The sequence below is a fragment of the Pseudactinotalea sp. genome (assembly GCF_048594945.1).
GTDB lineage: Bacteria > Actinomycetota > Actinomycetes > Actinomycetales > Beutenbergiaceae > Pseudactinotalea.
In genome coordinates, this window is sequence record NZ_JBMDXJ010000252.1 from 1 (window position 1) to 14,328 (window position 14,328).

The 14,328-nt window shown below is 69.8% G+C and carries 14 protein-coding genes and 1 pseudogene; 1 reads left to right on the forward strand and 14 read right to left on the reverse strand.

What is annotated here, in order from left to right:
* The 14 genes and pseudogenes from ACOJSN_RS10980 to ACOJSN_RS11045 all read right to left on the reverse strand — a co-directional run.
* A pseudogene (locus ACOJSN_RS10980) lies at positions 1 to 561 on the reverse strand (conjugal transfer protein TrbL); the annotation flags it as partial.
* 40 nt (positions 562 to 601) lie between these two features.
* The gene (locus ACOJSN_RS10985; protein WP_022883069.1) at positions 602 to 871 is read right to left on the reverse strand and encodes a DUF6112 family protein; all 270 of its coding nucleotides are present in this window, start codon (positions 869 to 871) and stop codon (positions 602 to 604) included.
* A 77-nt stretch (positions 872 to 948) separates the two neighbouring features.
* Positions 949 to 1,215 carry a DUF6112 family protein gene (locus tag ACOJSN_RS10990; protein WP_420112540.1) on the reverse strand — a complete coding sequence of 89 codons (267 nt, stop codon included), beginning with the start codon at positions 1,213 to 1,215 and terminating at the stop codon, positions 949 to 951.
* Positions 1,212 to 2,390 carry a M23 family metallopeptidase gene (locus tag ACOJSN_RS10995; protein ID WP_420112541.1) on the reverse strand — a complete coding sequence of 393 codons (1,179 nt, stop codon included), beginning with the start codon at positions 2,388 to 2,390 and terminating at the stop codon, positions 1,212 to 1,214. Before ACOJSN_RS10995 ends, ACOJSN_RS10990 begins: the two co-directional genes overlap by 4 nt.
* A gap of 15 nt (positions 2,391 to 2,405) precedes the next feature.
* Entirely contained in the window at positions 2,406 to 3,095 is a 690-nt protein-coding gene (locus ACOJSN_RS11000) for a hypothetical protein (protein WP_420112542.1), read from the reverse strand.
* 64 nt (positions 3,096 to 3,159) lie between these two features.
* Positions 3,160 to 4,239 carry a ParB N-terminal domain-containing protein gene (locus ACOJSN_RS11005; protein WP_420112543.1) on the reverse strand — a complete coding sequence of 360 codons (1,080 nt, stop codon included), beginning with the start codon at positions 4,237 to 4,239 and terminating at the stop codon, positions 3,160 to 3,162.
* A complete protein-coding gene (locus ACOJSN_RS11010; protein ID WP_420112544.1) occupies positions 4,236 to 5,081 on the reverse strand; it encodes a hypothetical protein in 846 nt (281 codons plus the stop codon). The genes ACOJSN_RS11005 and ACOJSN_RS11010 overlap by 4 nt, the downstream gene beginning before the upstream one ends.
* A gap of 79 nt (positions 5,082 to 5,160) precedes the next feature.
* Positions 5,161 to 5,601, reverse strand: a complete 441-nt coding sequence (locus tag ACOJSN_RS11015; RefSeq protein WP_420112545.1) for a hypothetical protein — start codon at positions 5,599 to 5,601, stop codon at positions 5,161 to 5,163.
* Positions 5,598 to 6,239: a DUF2637 domain-containing protein gene (locus ACOJSN_RS11020; protein ID WP_420112551.1), complete on the reverse strand. Its 642-nt coding sequence runs from the start codon at positions 6,237 to 6,239 to the stop codon at positions 5,598 to 5,600. Before ACOJSN_RS11020 ends, ACOJSN_RS11015 begins: the two co-directional genes overlap by 4 nt.
* Before the next feature lie 14 nt (positions 6,240 to 6,253).
* Positions 6,254 to 7,159: a bifunctional DNA primase/polymerase gene (locus ACOJSN_RS11025; protein WP_420112546.1), complete on the reverse strand. Its 906-nt coding sequence runs from the start codon at positions 7,157 to 7,159 to the stop codon at positions 6,254 to 6,256.
* Positions 7,159 to 8,235 carry an ArdC-like ssDNA-binding domain-containing protein gene (locus ACOJSN_RS11030; protein WP_420112547.1) on the reverse strand — a complete coding sequence of 359 codons (1,077 nt, stop codon included), beginning with the start codon at positions 8,233 to 8,235 and terminating at the stop codon, positions 7,159 to 7,161. Before ACOJSN_RS11030 ends, ACOJSN_RS11025 begins: the two co-directional genes overlap by 1 nt.
* 233 nt (positions 8,236 to 8,468) lie before the next feature.
* Positions 8,469 to 9,374, reverse strand: a complete 906-nt coding sequence (locus ACOJSN_RS11035) for an AraC family transcriptional regulator (RefSeq protein ID WP_420112548.1) — start codon at positions 9,372 to 9,374, stop codon at positions 8,469 to 8,471.
* Between the two features lie 130 nt (positions 9,375 to 9,504).
* Entirely contained in the window at positions 9,505 to 10,413 is a 909-nt protein-coding gene (locus tag ACOJSN_RS11040) for a putative RNA methyltransferase (RefSeq protein ID WP_420112549.1), read from the reverse strand.
* A gap of 247 nt (positions 10,414 to 10,660) precedes the next feature.
* On the reverse strand, positions 10,661 to 11,743 hold the full coding sequence (locus ACOJSN_RS11045) for a DNA cytosine methyltransferase (RefSeq protein ID WP_420112550.1): 1,083 nt from the start codon (positions 11,741 to 11,743) through the stop codon (positions 10,661 to 10,663).
* A gap of 277 nt (positions 11,744 to 12,020) precedes the next feature.
* On the opposite strand from ACOJSN_RS11045, the gene mobF reads away from it, so the two are divergent.
* Positions 12,021 to 14,328, forward strand: a 2,308-nt coding sequence (gene mobF, locus ACOJSN_RS11050; protein ID WP_420112552.1) for a MobF family relaxase, incomplete at its 3' end; no start/stop codon positions are given.

A 14,328-nucleotide genomic window follows, 5' to 3' on the forward strand; every position in this document is an offset into this window, starting at 1 on the left:
CGAGAACCAGACGATCGCCGCCGCGCTGATGGCAAGGCCCGCGAGGAAGATCATCAGGATCGCGCCGACGCCGGGGGCGGCCAGGTTGATGCCGGCCAGGCCCACAGCGAGCAGGCCGATCTGGGTTCCCATCGTCTCCATCGAGTTCCCGGTGGCCTGCACGATCCCGACCGCGAGCTGGTCGGTGACTTCCAGCAGCAGAGCCGTGAGCGTGATGACCAGGAACGACCCGAGCACCGATTTCGCCTGCCCGAGTGCGGCACGGGACAGGGCGGCGGGGTCGCGGTGGATGAGCCCGGTGATGAGCTGCAAGCAGAAGAAGACGAGCATGACGAACACCGCGACGCCGAACAGGATGTTGTAGACGCCGACGTACTCGGGGCTGGTGACATCCACGAGGGTCGTGGTGTCGAAGACCTGCCAGACGGCCTCGAACAGCCAGGCGGCGGCTCCGGCCATCGCCTGACCGAGCCAGTCGAACGGGGCCGCCACCAGGGAGGCCACGCCCTCGCCCACGGCATCGCACACGTTGGAGATGACCGGGACATCGCAGATGCTCACCGCACCCACCCCCGCGACCGGCGTAGTGCTCGGGTGCTCATCACACGGCCTGCCCGACGCCCCAGAAGAAGTTGATGAGCGTCACCGCGGCACCGCAGATGATCGCCGCCCCGCACGAGACGAGGACGCCGACCTTGCCTCGGCTGGCGAGGTGCGGGTTGCTGCTGTTGGCACCGAAGCCCCAGACGATCGCCGAGATGATGAGGGCGAGGACTGAGAGGATGAGGCCGACGGTCATCACGGCGCCGACGATGATTCGCAGTTGCTCGATGCCCGGAAGGCCCGAGCTGTTGGGGTCGATGTCGATCACTTGCTGCTCCCTTGACTGGTCGAGACGGGTTCTCGACGGTCAGGTGCGCCCCGCCCCTCCGGGCGGGGATCGACAGCTCAGAGCCGGGTGCCGACGTTCAGCAGGAAGTTCATCCACGCCACCCCGGCACCGGCGAGCGCGGCGGCGCCGACCGCGACGAACAGGCCGGTGCGGGCCTTGGTCGCGGCCTGGTAGTTGCCGTTCGCGGAGCTGATCGCCCACACGATCGCGCAGACGATGAGCATGAGAACGGCGATGATGAGCACGAAGGTCAACAGCGCCCCGACGATGGCGCGCAGGTCGTCGGCGCCGCCGACGCCGCCGAAGTCGGGAAACACGTTCATAGCGCACCTCCACCGGCGGTGCAGGAGGCGAGGGTTGTGTCGCCGGCGGCGACGCCTTCGGCGCCGTGCTCGGTGAGCCACACGTCCGCGTCGACGGCGGGCTGCCCTGCCCCGCCGGGGTGGATTTCCAGATGCAGATGCGGCCCCGTTGAGTGCCCGCTTGATCCGACATCCCCGATGTGCTGACCCGCGGCGACGGTCTCGCCCACGGCGACGTGGATGCCGCTGTCCCACATGTGCGCGTAATAGGACGCGACGCGCTGCCCGCCGACCGTGTGCTCGATGATGATGAGGTTCCCGTAGCCGCCGTTCGACCCTGCGAAGGTCACGACCCCATCGCCCACGGCGAGGATCGGGGTGCCGTCTCCGGCGGCGAAGTCGCTACCGGAGTGGAAGCGTCGCTCCCCGGTGATCGGGTCATCGCGCCACCCGAACGGGCTGGTGCGCGTCGAGGTGCCCTCCGGGAGCGGGAACACCAAGCGGTGCGTCTCCGGCACCACCGGAGCCCCACCGTCCCCGCTGCCGCCGGATCGGGCGGGGCGGGTGAGTGCGGTCAGGATCGCCTCGGCGACCGGCTGATAGTTCTGATACCTGTCCGGGTACGCCGACACTTCGACCGCCTGCGCGGCCGAGCCCGGGTCCATGCTCTGCCAGCCGGGGATGTCCAGCAGGCCGCGCGGCGAGGGGTAGTTCGGCCCGGTCGGGCCGCCATAGAACGCCCTCGACTGATAACCGGAGTCCATCAGCTCGGCCACCGTGCCCCAGCCGCTCGCGGGGCGCATCTGGAACAGACCGAGACTGTCATGGTCGGCGCCATTGCCGTCGTTCGGGAAGTCACCGGACTCCGGGTAGGTGCCGGTGTTGGCGAGCATCCGAAGGCTCGACTCGGTGAGCGCGGCCATGAGCGCGATGACCACGCCGGGACGGCCGACCCCGGCGGTCTGCGAGCCGACCGTGATGATCGTCGCCGCGTGGGTGAGCTGCGTCCGGTTCAGGGTGATCGTGGTGCCGTCCTTGGTCGTCGCGGTCAGCGAGTCCGGGATCGGGCCGACCACCAGCGACCCCGATACGCACGCGGCGGACGCGGAGGGGTTCACCATCGTCGCCACGCCCAGCAGCACCGTGGCGGGGGCGAAGAACAACAGCGCGACGGCCAGGGCGGCGAGCTTCCTCATCACGGCAGGTCCGCCTTATCGGAGGGGGTTGTCGAGCTCGGACAGGCGCAGCACCTCGCACAGCCCCGGCGAGACGCCGCGGCCGGGGATCGGGCGGGCGCAGACGATGAACACCGTGAACGACACGCGCCGGGATGCCTCCACCGGCTGCGTGCCCCAGGTGCCGTCGCGGTGCCGCGTGCCGGTGATCGTGTACGCGGTCGCCCCGGCGGGTATCTGACCGGGAGCGGCCTGCTCCACGGCGGTCGCCCACGCCTCCGGGACGACTGCCTCGTCGATGGTGAGCCACTGGCGGGTCTGATACTGGCGGAGCTGCGCCCACGCCTCGGTCGAGGGCAGGTAAGAGCGCACATCGCCCACGAAGGAATCCGCCTCATCGTGCGCGGCGACATCCGCGAGCACCTGCGCGTAGTCGGCGGGGCCATAACCGGATGCGGTGTCCCAGGTGAACAGGGCCGCCGCGACGTTGCGGGCGAACGCCTCCGGCCCGCCGGTGTGCTGCACCGCGACCGGCCCCGTCCCGCGCGGCGGCCTCGGTGCGTCCGTGCTCGACGGGGCGGGGTCGGGTGCCGAGTCGTGCCCCGGCGTGGCCGGGCCGCGCAGCAGCCCGTAGATGCCGACTCCGACGAGCAGCAGCAGGGCGAGGCCGCCCGCAATCAGAGCGATCAGCAGGCGGCGACGGCGACGGTCGTTGGCGGGGTCCATTGCGTGTCCCTTCCGGCAGAGGTGATGTCGCCAGGAAGGTGCGCCCCCACCGTCCGAGACAGGTTCAGGCGGTGTGCTCGGCGCGGGACGCCCTGGCCGTGCGGGCGGCGTCCGCGAACGCGAGGGTGCCGGCGAGGGTCTGCTCGAACCGGCCCCATTGCTCCGTACTCAGCGCCGGCCCGACCACTTCGGGGTCGTAGTGCAGCCACCATCCGGTCAGGTCGTCCCAGGTGTTCAGGAACACCGTCAGCGGGTACGGCACCGGCTCGTCCGGCTCCACCGGGGGCAGCGTGCGCCGCTGAGGTTTGCGGCCCGCGGCCTTCGCGGCCTTGACGCGGGCGAGGGCGGCGTGCGCCAGCGCCTCCATCTCGACCGTCTTCGCCTCCCGCTCAGCGGAACGCACCGCGGCGGCCTCGGCGCGGGCCTGCTCCCGCAGCTCGTCCGGCTGGGTCGGATCGCCCGCGAGCTGGTCGAGCTCGGCCAGGGACAGCTCCGCGTTGACCCGCAAGTGCGAGGGGTAGACCTTCCCGCCGGCCTTGATCCGCTCGACCTCGACGGCCGCTTGCTGGCGCACGCTCTCGGGCCGGCTCTCATCGGCGGCGAGGTCTTCCAGGCGACCGATGCGCTCCAAGGTCGTGTAGGAGGCGCGGCCGGTGACCATCCGGGCCGCCTGGGCGCGGGCCTCGCCGGGGGTCGTGTCCCACGGTGCCGCCAAGTTGGCGGCACCGTCATCCTCGGCGTCGGCGCCCGCGTGGAACCGGGTTGCCTCCTGGCGGCGTGCCGCGTCCTCGGCCAATAGCACTTTCAGCTCCCGGTACAGCGCGGCGGCTTCGAGCTGGGTCAGGGGCTTGTGCAGGAGGTTGTCGTCCTGCTCGGCGAGGAGTTGCCCGAGCCGGTCGGAGACGCCGGAGCGCACCCACACGTTGACGGTCTTCCAGCCGAGCTCCTTGATCGCCGCCAGGCGCCGTGCCCCGCAGATCAGATGCCCGTCGAGGGTGATCGTGATGGGTTGCAGCAGGCCGCCCCGGCGGATCGACTCGACCAACGCGGTCAAGTCTCCGAGGTCGCGGCGGTGCCGGTGCCCGACCGTGATGGACTCCACGGTGCGCTCCAGCTCAATGTGGCCTGCCGGTGCGGTGCTCATGTCCGCTCGATCCCTGGCGCGGCAAGGCCGGCGGCGAGCACGAGGTCGTCGTCCATCAGCAGGGCGCGCAGCGGTTCACCGATCAGCAGCCGCAGTAGCACCCCGCGGCCCGCGTTCGTGTGCGCGAGCGCGGGGTCCGGGGTGCCGAGGACGATCCGCAGCAGCGCCGTCCAAGAGCTGCCTGGCAGATCGAGCAGGGCGCGGGCCTGCCGGTCGCGGCGCAGCCCCTCGAACGCCGAGGCCCGCGACGGCGCCTCGGCCAGCCGTGCGGTGACGTACTCGACGGCGGCGCGGGCAGTCTCCTGCTCCCAGCCGAGCAGACTGAACAGCGCGATCGTGTCCTCCACGGCGGAAGCAACCGTCGTCACCGGCTCCGAAGCCGGCACCGCCTCGTCGTCTTGTTCGGTGAACGGGTCGACGTGGAACGCCGGGTGATACTCGGGCAGCGGGTTCTCGCGGTCGCTGAACCGCTCCGCGTCATGGAACACCGAGTACCGGGGCCGGCGGGCTTGATGCACCGAGCACAGGAGCCCGTTGCCGCGCTCCTCACCGATGCAAGTGACCTGCACCGCCCGCGTCACCACCGCCCACGGGTCCTCCGCACGGCGGGTCGCAGCCCCGCGCATCGCCTCGAACGCAGCCGAGGCGGCCTCCCACGGGTCAAGCCCGTGCTTGCGTGCCAGAGCGGCGTACTTGTCGGCCGCGTGCCGCATCAGCGCGGCGGCCTCCGGGTCGTCCCGCCACGCGCCCCGGCCCGCGTCGTGCAGCCGGTTCAGCAGGGCGCGCAGCGCCTCCGAGTCCTCGAAACGAGCCCGCCGTTCGCGGGCGCTCATGGATCGCATACCGGCACCTCCTGAACAGAAGGTGCTCGCGCGGCGTCCAGCAGCCGTCGTCTCGGTGCTGGAGCCGCGCATGGTTACCTCACCCCAGCCCGATCCCGGAGCGCGACACCCACGAGTACCGCTCGCCGCTGCCGCGACCGAACGCGGAAGCGGGAGGCAGATGGCGGGCGCGCTCGCTCAGCCGCGCGGAGGCGTTGCTGATCCCACGGCGGCTGACCCTCACTGTCTGCCCCTGCAGGCGGCGGGAACGCCGGGCGAGCTCGGCCTGGAAGTCGATCCCGCGCCCGGCGACGCGCCCGGAGCGGTAGGCGACCAGCTCGGTCGGGCGCACCCACTCCACGCCGCGAGCCTTCTTCTTCGCCTCCTCCTCGGCCTTCGCACCCTTGCCCTTGCCGGCGAGGGAGGGGTCGCGGTGATGGCCCAGGGCTGATGCCTCGGCCTCCTCGGCTCGTGCGGCACGCGACGGCTCGGCGGCATCCTCGCGGGCGAGCGTCTGCGGTCGGATCGTGGACTCGTTCATGCGGGCTGCTCCTTCGGGCTCTCCTGCACAGCAGGTACGTCGCCTCGCGCCGCGAACCAGCGGCCCACCGTCGAGGGGGCGACAGACAGATGCCGGGCGATGGCCTTGTTCGACCAGCCCTCCTCCCGCAGCCGCGCCGCGACCAGGCGCCGCCCGGTCGGCTCCGCCACCAGCTCCTCCGCCGTCAGTTCTCCCGCCATCTGAACGGCAAGGGCTGGGGCGGGTGCGTCGGCGGCATCAGCGGGACGGGAGCGCACGAGCACGACGGTCAGATGCGTCGAGGCGAGCAGCACCAGCGGCGGCACCGCGGCGACGCAGGCCGCCAGCAGGCCGGGCACGTCGGCGTCGGCGGCGACGACGGCGTGCAGCGCGTTCGCGGTGACCGAGATGAGCGCCCCACCTGCCAGCAGCACCCACGGATACCACGCGGCGCGGTGCCCGGCGATCGCGACGACGGCGACCGTGGCGACGACGATCAGCCCGTCCACGATGATCGGCCACGCCCACGCCTGCCCCGCGTTCACCCCGGAGCGGCGGGCGAGGTCCGCCAGGGCGGTGAAGGACAGCCAGAACGCGCCGGCGGCGATCAGCACCGTCCCGGCGACAGCGGTGACCACCGCCAGCCGGCCGCCCCGCATCGTCGTTTCGGGGATCACGAGAGCACCTGACTTCTGACCCCCGCCGCCGGGCGGGGTGATGTCGCGCGCCCAGGCGCGTCGTTGACACGACGGGGCGGGGCGCTGCCGACCGCGCGGTAGGCGGATCGGATCGTCACGAACACCTCGCGCGGCGGCAGACCGATGTGCTCGGCCGCCGGCCCCAGCGTGTCCAGCGCCGACGCCGGAGACGTGCCGGCTTCCGCGAAGCGGCACGCGGCCCAGAACAGGCCACGGTTGCGTTCGCCCTCCCGGAGCGCCGCGACCCAGCCGGCCAGCCGTGTCGCGTCCGGCACCTCCGATGCGCCGCCGGGCCGGAGGGAGGCTGCCGGGCGGGGGTCGAGGAAGTCCCGCAGCGCCTTGCCGTCCACGGGACGAACGGCGGGCTCGGCGGCACGGATGAGCTCGTATCGGCCGTGCAGCTCGTCGTTGAGCTGCACGACCGAGGGCGGGACGACGATGTAGCCGCCGGTGCCTCGGAAGTCCACATGCGCTCGGGCGGCCTGCCATGAGGGCTGCGGCCGCTCGGGGTCGGCCGGGTAGTAGGCGTGCATCCCGCCCGAGGGGGTACGCACCAGCGCGGCCCATCCGGTGACGAGCCCGGCTCGGCGGGCGCGGTCGAACGCCGCGAACCCAGAGCCGGCGGCCTTCCGGTCGACATCGACCACATCCAGCCCTGTTGCGGCGCCGGTCGGGACACCGATGTTCGCGTCGGGCATCCACCGCCACCACGACCTGATCCGGCGAGGGTCCGTCGTCGCCTCATGGAACCCAGCGTGCGTCAGCGGGCTCTTACCGCCCGGCACGCAGGGAAAGACCGGTACGCCGGCGTCCGCAAGCCGTAGCGCGGCCTCGGGCAGCGGCATCCGGGTGACGGCGGTGAACAGGGCGGCGGGGTCCATCACAGACTCCTCACCGCGAGCTCGACGGTGCGCGCCGTCCGGCCCTGCTCCATCGGTGCCCGCGGGCTCCGCTCGGCGCGTGGTGACGGTGCCGCATCGCGGGTCAGACTGGGCGGGTCGCCCGCACCGGCCTGTGCGGTGTCGAGGGCGTCGAGGATCGCCGCAGCGGTCTTGCGTACCCGCTCCCCGGTGGCCTGAACGACCTCGGCGGAGTCCTTGCCCTTGACGGTCCCGGCCCAGCCGGAGACGTAGTCCACGCTGTAGGAGCTGGTGTCCATCCCGTGTGCCGCGGCGATCATCAGCGCCACCGACTCGGCCTCGACCTCACCGATCCCGCGATGCCCGGACGCCTCCGGGTTGTCCGGGCCGTGCATCTTCACATGCGCGAGCTCGTGCGCCAGAGTCTTCACCTGGGCGGCCTCGGACATGTTCACCCTGACCGCGACCGTGCGCGCCCGGTAGTCGGTCATCCCGTCCGCGCCGTCGATCATGCCCTCGTGATCGACCCGCAACACCTCGAAGCCCTCGGCCGCGATCAGCGCCGTCAGGCCCTCCCATAGCCCGGCAGGCGCCGCGCCCTCGGGCAGGCTTGGCACGGGTCGTTCGGGGATCGGGTCGCCTGTGGTCTGCGAAACATCCCACACATAGGCCGGCTTCGCGGCGATCATGCGCGAGCGCACCGCCTCGCCCGGCCGCGGCTTCTCGAAGCGGCCGAGGCGGCGCCACGAGCCGGGGTCCTGCGGCGTCGAGGACGCGAACCGTCCCGTCACCGGGGCGAAGATCGTGTAACCGGGCTGGCCCTTGGCGACCTGTCGCCCGAGAGCCTGCCATTGCTTGTAGCCGGCGACATACGACGGCTCCGGGTTCGGCACCCGGCCCTGCTCGAAAGCGTCAAGGTGCTGCACCCAGATCAGCAATGTGTTCCCGAACGAGCGCGACCGGAACCGCGCCGCGAACTCGAGCGCACGACGCCAGTCGTCGCCGGTGACCAGCCGCTCGACGGCGCCGGTCAGGTGCTCATGCAGCTCATCGAGCTTCGCGTCTCGCGCTGCTCGTGCCTCCTCGGTTGTCGCCATCGCTGACCTCCTCCCGGTGAGGGCCGTTGGCGCGTGCCGGTGGCCCTTGCGACCATGAGGTGCGCCGGGAAGATCAGAGAGACGAGACGGACGACGGACGACGCTGCGACCGACAGGCTCCACGATGAACCCGACCAGTCCTTACGGGTTACCGGACGGCGCGGGCGCAGAGCGCCAGATCGCGCCCACCGTGCCGTTACCCGGCACACGAGATAGCGGGATCGAGAACAATCTCAGGAAGGAGCGCGGAGCCTCCGGTACCGGCCTGGGGTGACGCCAACATACTGACGGAACAGCTCGGTCGCGTGGCTCCGAGAGTGCCAGCCCACTCGCCGCATCGCTACGGCCATCGGCAGGTCGGTCTCTCGCAAGTATTTTGCCAGGCGCTCCGCACGGATCATGGTGAGAAACGCCAGCGGTGTCTTGCCGTATGCCTCAACGAAGACACGGCTCAACTGCGACGAGGACAGATGCACCTCCGCCGCGAGCTCATCCAGCGTCCGTCGTTGCTCGGGCGCTTCGCGCAGCAGCGAGGCGACCTTCTGAACGTCGGCCCGGAGTGGGGCGAAGCGGCGATCCCTCGGCAGAGTGGGCCGGATATGCGCACGCTGAGAAGCGGAAACCCGAACCGGCGACACTCTGACGAAAGGGGCGATCACATCGGTGATCGAGAACCACAACGCCTGGATACGGAAATAGTCGCGGGCGAACTGCCCACCAACGCTGAGCCGCACCAGTTCATCCAGCCACGGCATCAACATCCCTGCACGATCCTCACCGAGTCGGAGAATCTGTGCGGGCTCGGTGTAGATCATCTCCGCGAAGTCTTGGGCGTCGAGCCGATCGTGGAGCAAGTCGGTGTATTGCCACCGCATGTGATCGAGCACGAAGTCAGGATCGAGCGACACCGACGTGAAGGTGACGTGACCCTCGGGCTCCGAACCGCAGAGCGTGTTTGGGGCGAGCAGGATCACGTCGCCGGGTCGTACCGGCTTCTGTCCGAACTCGGAGAACAGGATCGCTGTTCCATCGCGGACAACGATCACGTTCACACAGTCATACGCGACGGGCCCGGCTGGACGGTGAGCTGTGCGGGTTCGAGCAAGGATCGGGTGATAGGGCTGGCTCAGCGTCGACATCGTGCGAGCTCCCGCCGCATGATGTCTACTTGGTGACTCGGAGCCCCGGCGAGGGCGCTGGCACACTGCGGGACTGCCGAGTGCTCATGGACACCATGCCGTTTGAGTGCGGCAAAGACCCCGCACATTGTCAGGACTCGCGTTCGCCTCGCCCGTACACCCTGAGATTCACGGAGACGGTAGCCACGACTCCCTCGGGCAGTCGCCTCATACGTGACTCCAACTGCTCCGAGTTGATGTGATGGGCGCTCGGCCCCATTCCGACGATCGCCCGAATCTGCTGGTTTGTCAGGGGCTCGCGGTACTCGATCCGCTCTTCCTGTAACGGGACCAATGAACTCATGGTCGTCCGAAGGCGCTCATCCTTGCGTTGATCCACCGTGAGCATCCCAAGTGGCTCAACCAACTCCGCCAGGTGTCGGACGGTGGGTGTGACAACGAGGAGAACACCAGTCGTGCGCATCACTCGCCGAATCTCCGGCACATTGCGCGGCCCGAAAAAGCTCGTGGCCACACAAACCGTGGCGTCTCCTACAGGCAACGGGCGACCTAGATCGGCGCCAATCGCAGTTGCTCGGGGATGGCTCCGCGCGGCCCGTTTCAGCGCAGCAGCAGACAGGTCGACGCACATCCCAAAGCTGCTTGGCAGTCGGTCGAGGATGCCCGCCAAGTAGTAGCCGGTGCCACCGGCAAGATCAGCGATGATCGGTGACGAGTCGCTGGTCGCTTCGGCCGCGATAAGCTCTGCAGCGCGTTCGCGGATCGGCTCGTAGATGCCAGTCCCGAGCAGAACCTCACGCGCCATGACCATTGAGGTCGTGTCAGCGTTTTGCGGAGTGCGGTCCCCTGGACGGAGGGTGACATACCCCTGCTTCGCGCGGTCAAAGCTGTGGCCATGCGAACACGACAGCCCGTTGGTGTCCTGGGTTAGTTGCTGACGGCACAACGGGCATCGGAGCGCCCGAATGATGGAATCGGGAATGAGCGGGCGGGATGATTCATGGCGCGCCAAACTAGAGGCGTCAGAGATCGAAGACATGCTGGGTTCCTTGTCGACACGGAGGGATAGATACCTTCCGGCGACGCACCCAAGCAGGCAGCGTCAGGTCGCACTCAACCGCCGCGCTGGACGGAACACTCCGCCACAGCCCGGCTCGCAAGGGTCGTCGCCGTTAGGCGGCGACCCGGCGTCTGATGTGTCCGTGACCAAACTTCATGCCTCAATCCTAGGCCCTCTCTGTATGGCGAGCACAGCATCGACCCGGACGAACTGACTCTCGCGCCGCTCAATCGAAGAGTGCCCGTAACGCCACCGCCGCCTGGGCCGGTACGACACCATTGCCGAGTGCTGAGAGTTGTTGAGGCTGTGTCAGCCCGACCGACGGATCGGTGACCCACCCAGCAGAAAGGCCCATCAGCCATTCCACGAACGGCGGTGCCGGTCGTCTCACGGGTTCGTCGTTGAGGATCGCGGGGGCAGGTGCGGGGCGTCCGGTGATGTGTTCCCATCGGGCGATGGCGGGGGCGTAGCGTCCCCAGCGTCGAAGAACTCCTCGATCAGCGCGAAGGTCGCTTCCGGCGAGCTTGTGCGGTCGCGCTTGGTCAAGAGTTCGACTACTTGATGGCTGAGCGTGATCGTCCCCCGCCGAGCTCGGACTCTCTCTATCGGCTCGTTGCCTCGGATCGAGTCGGAGGCGAGCGGGGTGCGAAAGAGCGGGACGGGCGAGAACGAAGACTCGGAACCTGGCGTGCGGAGCGCCGACGTGGGAAGCGGGTAGGCCGATCCAACGTGCGTCGTACCGGAGGTCGGCCAGGTCTCCGAGTACGGCGCCAAGTGCCCGTAGAGGTCGGGCTGGCTCGTCTCCCAGACCCCACGGGTCGGGTTCCAGGTTGTGAACGGTTGCTGCTCGGGCGGTTGCGGTTGCGGGGTTGCGTCGTTCATCGTCGTCTCCTTCCGGGACGGGGCGGATTGCGGTTGCGGCCAGCAGCCCTCGCACGTTCTCGATGACGACCCATTGAGGCTGCAGCACCTCGATTGCCGCCGCCATGTGTGCCCACAGGCCGGAGCGGGTGCCCGGTGCGAGGCCGGCCATCTTCCCGACCGTGGATACGTCCTGGCAGGGGAACCCGCCGCAGAGGATGTCTACCGGCGGGACGGTGTTCCAGTTGATCGTCGTGATGTCTCCGAGGTTCGGGGCGTCGGGCCAGTGGTGTGCGAAGACGCGGGCGACGGGCTCGTTGATTTCGGAGAACCAGACGGTGCGTGCGTCGAAGACTTCCTCGGCGGCGAGGTCGAGGCCGCCGTAGCCGGAGAACAGCGACCCGACCCTTAGACGATGGTCCGTGCTCGCATCGTCGGTTTCTGGCATGAGGACTCCGGCTGCTCGGTGATCCCGGTCGTCGTCCGCTCGCGAACCTGATGCCGGGCTGGTCACCTGTCAGGTGCTCGCGTCGGCTCCCCTGCCCGTCGCAACTCGCCCCGCGACGCCTGCTCACCTCGTCGTCGCCTCGTCCCGTCCTCTGAGTCACCACGCGTCTTGCAGATCGAGGGCGCCGCGTCATTCGCCGGGTTGCATCTGATGCGACAGACCGCCTCCCCTCACCTCCTCAGCAAGTGGGAGGGAGGCGGCCTGAGTGACGGTCTCGATGCGCGTGATGTCGGCAGGCGATGGCTATAAGTACCTGCTGCGCACCGTCGCCGCGGGCGACGGTGACAGGTCGCTCTCGACGCCGTTGACGCTCTACTACGCCGAGGCGGGAAGCCCGCCCGGCTTCTGGGTCGGTTCCGGCGTGGGGGCTCTCGGTGGCGGGCAGATCGCCCAGGGCGATCAGGTCTCCGAATCCCAGCTCCAGCTCTTGGTCGGCATGGGTCGTGACCCGATCACCGGGGCACCTTTGGGTCGGGCGTACCCCGAGTACCGGCCAGTGGCCGAGCGCGTCGCCGAGCGCGTCGCCGAGCGCGTCTCGGCCCTCGATCCGACGCTCGGGCCGCTCGCCCGAGCCGAAGCGGTCGCGGCGATCCAGACCGAAGAGGCCGCGCGCGGGACGCGGCGCGCGGTCGCGGGATACGACTTCACGTTCTCGGTCCCGAAGTCCGCGTCCGTGCTGTGGGCGGTCGCGGACGCGGGCACACAGGCGCTGATCGCGGATGCGCATCATGCGGCGGTTGCGGAGGTGGTTGCGTTCATGGAGCGGGAGGTTGCAGCCACCCGTGCAGGGGCAACCGGCCGCGACGGCGCGGTTGCGCAGGTCGATGTCCACGGGCTGATCGCCACAGCGTTCGACCACTACGACTCCCGCGCGGGTGACCCGCATTTGCACACGCATGTCGTCATCTCGAACAAGGTGCAGACTGTCCTCGACGGCAAGTGGCGCTCTCTCGACGGACGGCCAATGCACGCCGCCACGGTCGCGCTTTCCGAGCTGCACGAGGCGGTGTTCGCCGACCACCTGACCCGGACGTTCGGTGTGGAGTGGGAGGCGCGCGAGATGGGTCGCGACCGCAACCCCGCCTGGGCGGTCGCCCCGGTCCCGGAGGAGCTGGTCGCGGAGTTCTCCTCCCGGTCCCGGCACATCGATGTCGAGAAAGACCGGCTGATCGCCGAGTACGTCGCCCGGCATGGGCGGCAGCCGTCTGCGGCGACGATCATCAAACTGCGCGCGCAGGCCACGCTCAGCACCCGCCCGGAGAAGCAGGTCCGCTCCCTCGCCGACCTGACCACCGACTGGCGGGAACGGGCGGGGTGCATCCTCGGGAAGAACGCAACCTCATGGGCGCGCACCGTGACGGCGAACGACGCGCCTCTGCTGCTGCGCGCGGATGACGTGCCGTTGGACGTGATCGGCACGATCGGGCAGTCGGTCGTGGATGTCGTGGGCGAGAAGCGATCGACGTGGCGGCGGTGGAACCTCACAGCCGAAGCGGCCCGGCAGACGATGCGCTACAGGTTCGCGTCCACCACGGATCGGGAAGCGATCGTCGGCATGGTCGTGGATGCCGCCGAAGCCGCCTCCCTGCGGCTGACGCCGCCCGAGCTCGCATCGAGCTCGGCCGTGTTCCGCCGCCCGGACGGGACCAGCGTGTTCCGGCCGAAGCACTCCATGGTGTTCTCCTCCGAGACGTTGCTGGCCGCCGAAGACCGGCTCCTCGAGCGTGCCCGCACGACCACAGGCCCGACCGTCCCGCTCGCCACCGTCGAGAAGATCGCGGCGCGACCGGACAGGAAGAGACACACCCTCGGTGACGACCAGGCCGCCGCGCTGGCGAAGGTCGCCGTCTCCGGCCGTGTGGTCGATGTGCTCGTCGGCCCTGCCGGCGCGGGCAAGACCACAGCCATGTCCGCGCTGCGCCGGGCATGGGAGCACGAACACGGCGCAGGTTCCGTCGTCGGACTCGCCCCGTCCGCGGTCGCAGCGCAGGTTCTCGCCGATGACCTCGGCATCCAGACCGAGAACACGGCGAAATGGTGGCAGAGCCACCTCATGTACGGCGACACGTTCGGCATGGGGCAGCTCGTCATCGTGGACGAAGCGTCCCTCGCCGGCACCCTGTCCCTCGACCGGATCACCCACCTCGCCGCCGAGGCCGGGGCGAAGGTGCTCCTCGTCGGCGACTACGCCCAGCTCCAGTCCGTCGATGCCGGCGGCGCGTTTTCGCTGCTCGTCCGCGACCGCGACGACGCCCCCGAACTGGTCGACGTGCACCGCTTTACCAACGAGTGGGAGAAGACCGCGTCCCTCGGCCTGCGGCATGGCCGCACCGAGGTCATCGACACCTACCTCGACCACGACCGCATCCACAGTGGTGAAACGGAGGCGATGGTCGATGCCGCCTACGCCGCCTGGCGGGCCGACCGGCAAGCCAGGCGGGCGACAGTGCTGGTCTCCGACTCGAACGACTCCGTTCTCGCGCTCAACCAGCGTGCCCGCACCGACCTGATCCTCGACGGCACCG

What these genes read in the sequence shown, in the direction of transcription:
- ACOJSN_RS11015 (WP_420112545.1), bottom strand. Translation starts at nt 5,601, where the DNA reads ATGAACGAGTCCACGATCCGACCGCAGACGCTCGCCCGCGAGGATGCC.
- ACOJSN_RS11035 (WP_420112548.1), bottom strand. Translation starts at nt 9,374, where the DNA reads ATGTCGACGCTGAGCCAGCCCTATCACCCGATCCTTGCTCGAACCCGC.
- ACOJSN_RS11005 (WP_420112543.1), bottom strand. Translation starts at nt 4,239, where the DNA reads ATGAGCACCGCACCGGCAGGCCACATTGAGCTGGAGCGCACCGTGGAG.
- ACOJSN_RS11000 (WP_420112542.1), bottom strand. Translation starts at nt 3,095, where the DNA reads ATGGACCCCGCCAACGACCGTCGCCGTCGCCGCCTGCTGATCGCTCTG.
- ACOJSN_RS10995 (WP_420112541.1), bottom strand. Translation starts at nt 2,390, where the DNA reads ATGAGGAAGCTCGCCGCCCTGGCCGTCGCGCTGTTGTTCTTCGCCCCC.
- ACOJSN_RS10990 (WP_420112540.1), bottom strand. Translation starts at nt 1,215, where the DNA reads ATGAACGTGTTTCCCGACTTCGGCGGCGTCGGCGGCGCCGACGACCTG.
- ACOJSN_RS11040 (WP_420112549.1), bottom strand. Translation starts at nt 10,413, where the DNA reads ATGTCTTCGATCTCTGACGCCTCTAGTTTGGCGCGCCATGAATCATCC.
- ACOJSN_RS11020 (WP_420112551.1), bottom strand. Translation starts at nt 6,239, where the DNA reads ATGCGGGGCGGCCGGCTGGCGGTGGTCACCGCTGTCGCCGGGACGGTG.
- ACOJSN_RS11030 (WP_420112547.1), bottom strand. Translation starts at nt 8,235, where the DNA reads ATGGCGACAACCGAGGAGGCACGAGCAGCGCGAGACGCGAAGCTCGAT.
- ACOJSN_RS11025 (WP_420112546.1), bottom strand. Translation starts at nt 7,159, where the DNA reads ATGGACCCCGCCGCCCTGTTCACCGCCGTCACCCGGATGCCGCTGCCC.
- ACOJSN_RS11010 (WP_420112544.1), bottom strand. Translation starts at nt 5,081, where the DNA reads ATGCGATCCATGAGCGCCCGCGAACGGCGGGCTCGTTTCGAGGACTCG.
- ACOJSN_RS11045 (WP_420112550.1), bottom strand. Translation starts at nt 11,743, where the DNA reads ATGCCAGAAACCGACGATGCGAGCACGGACCATCGTCTAAGGGTCGGG.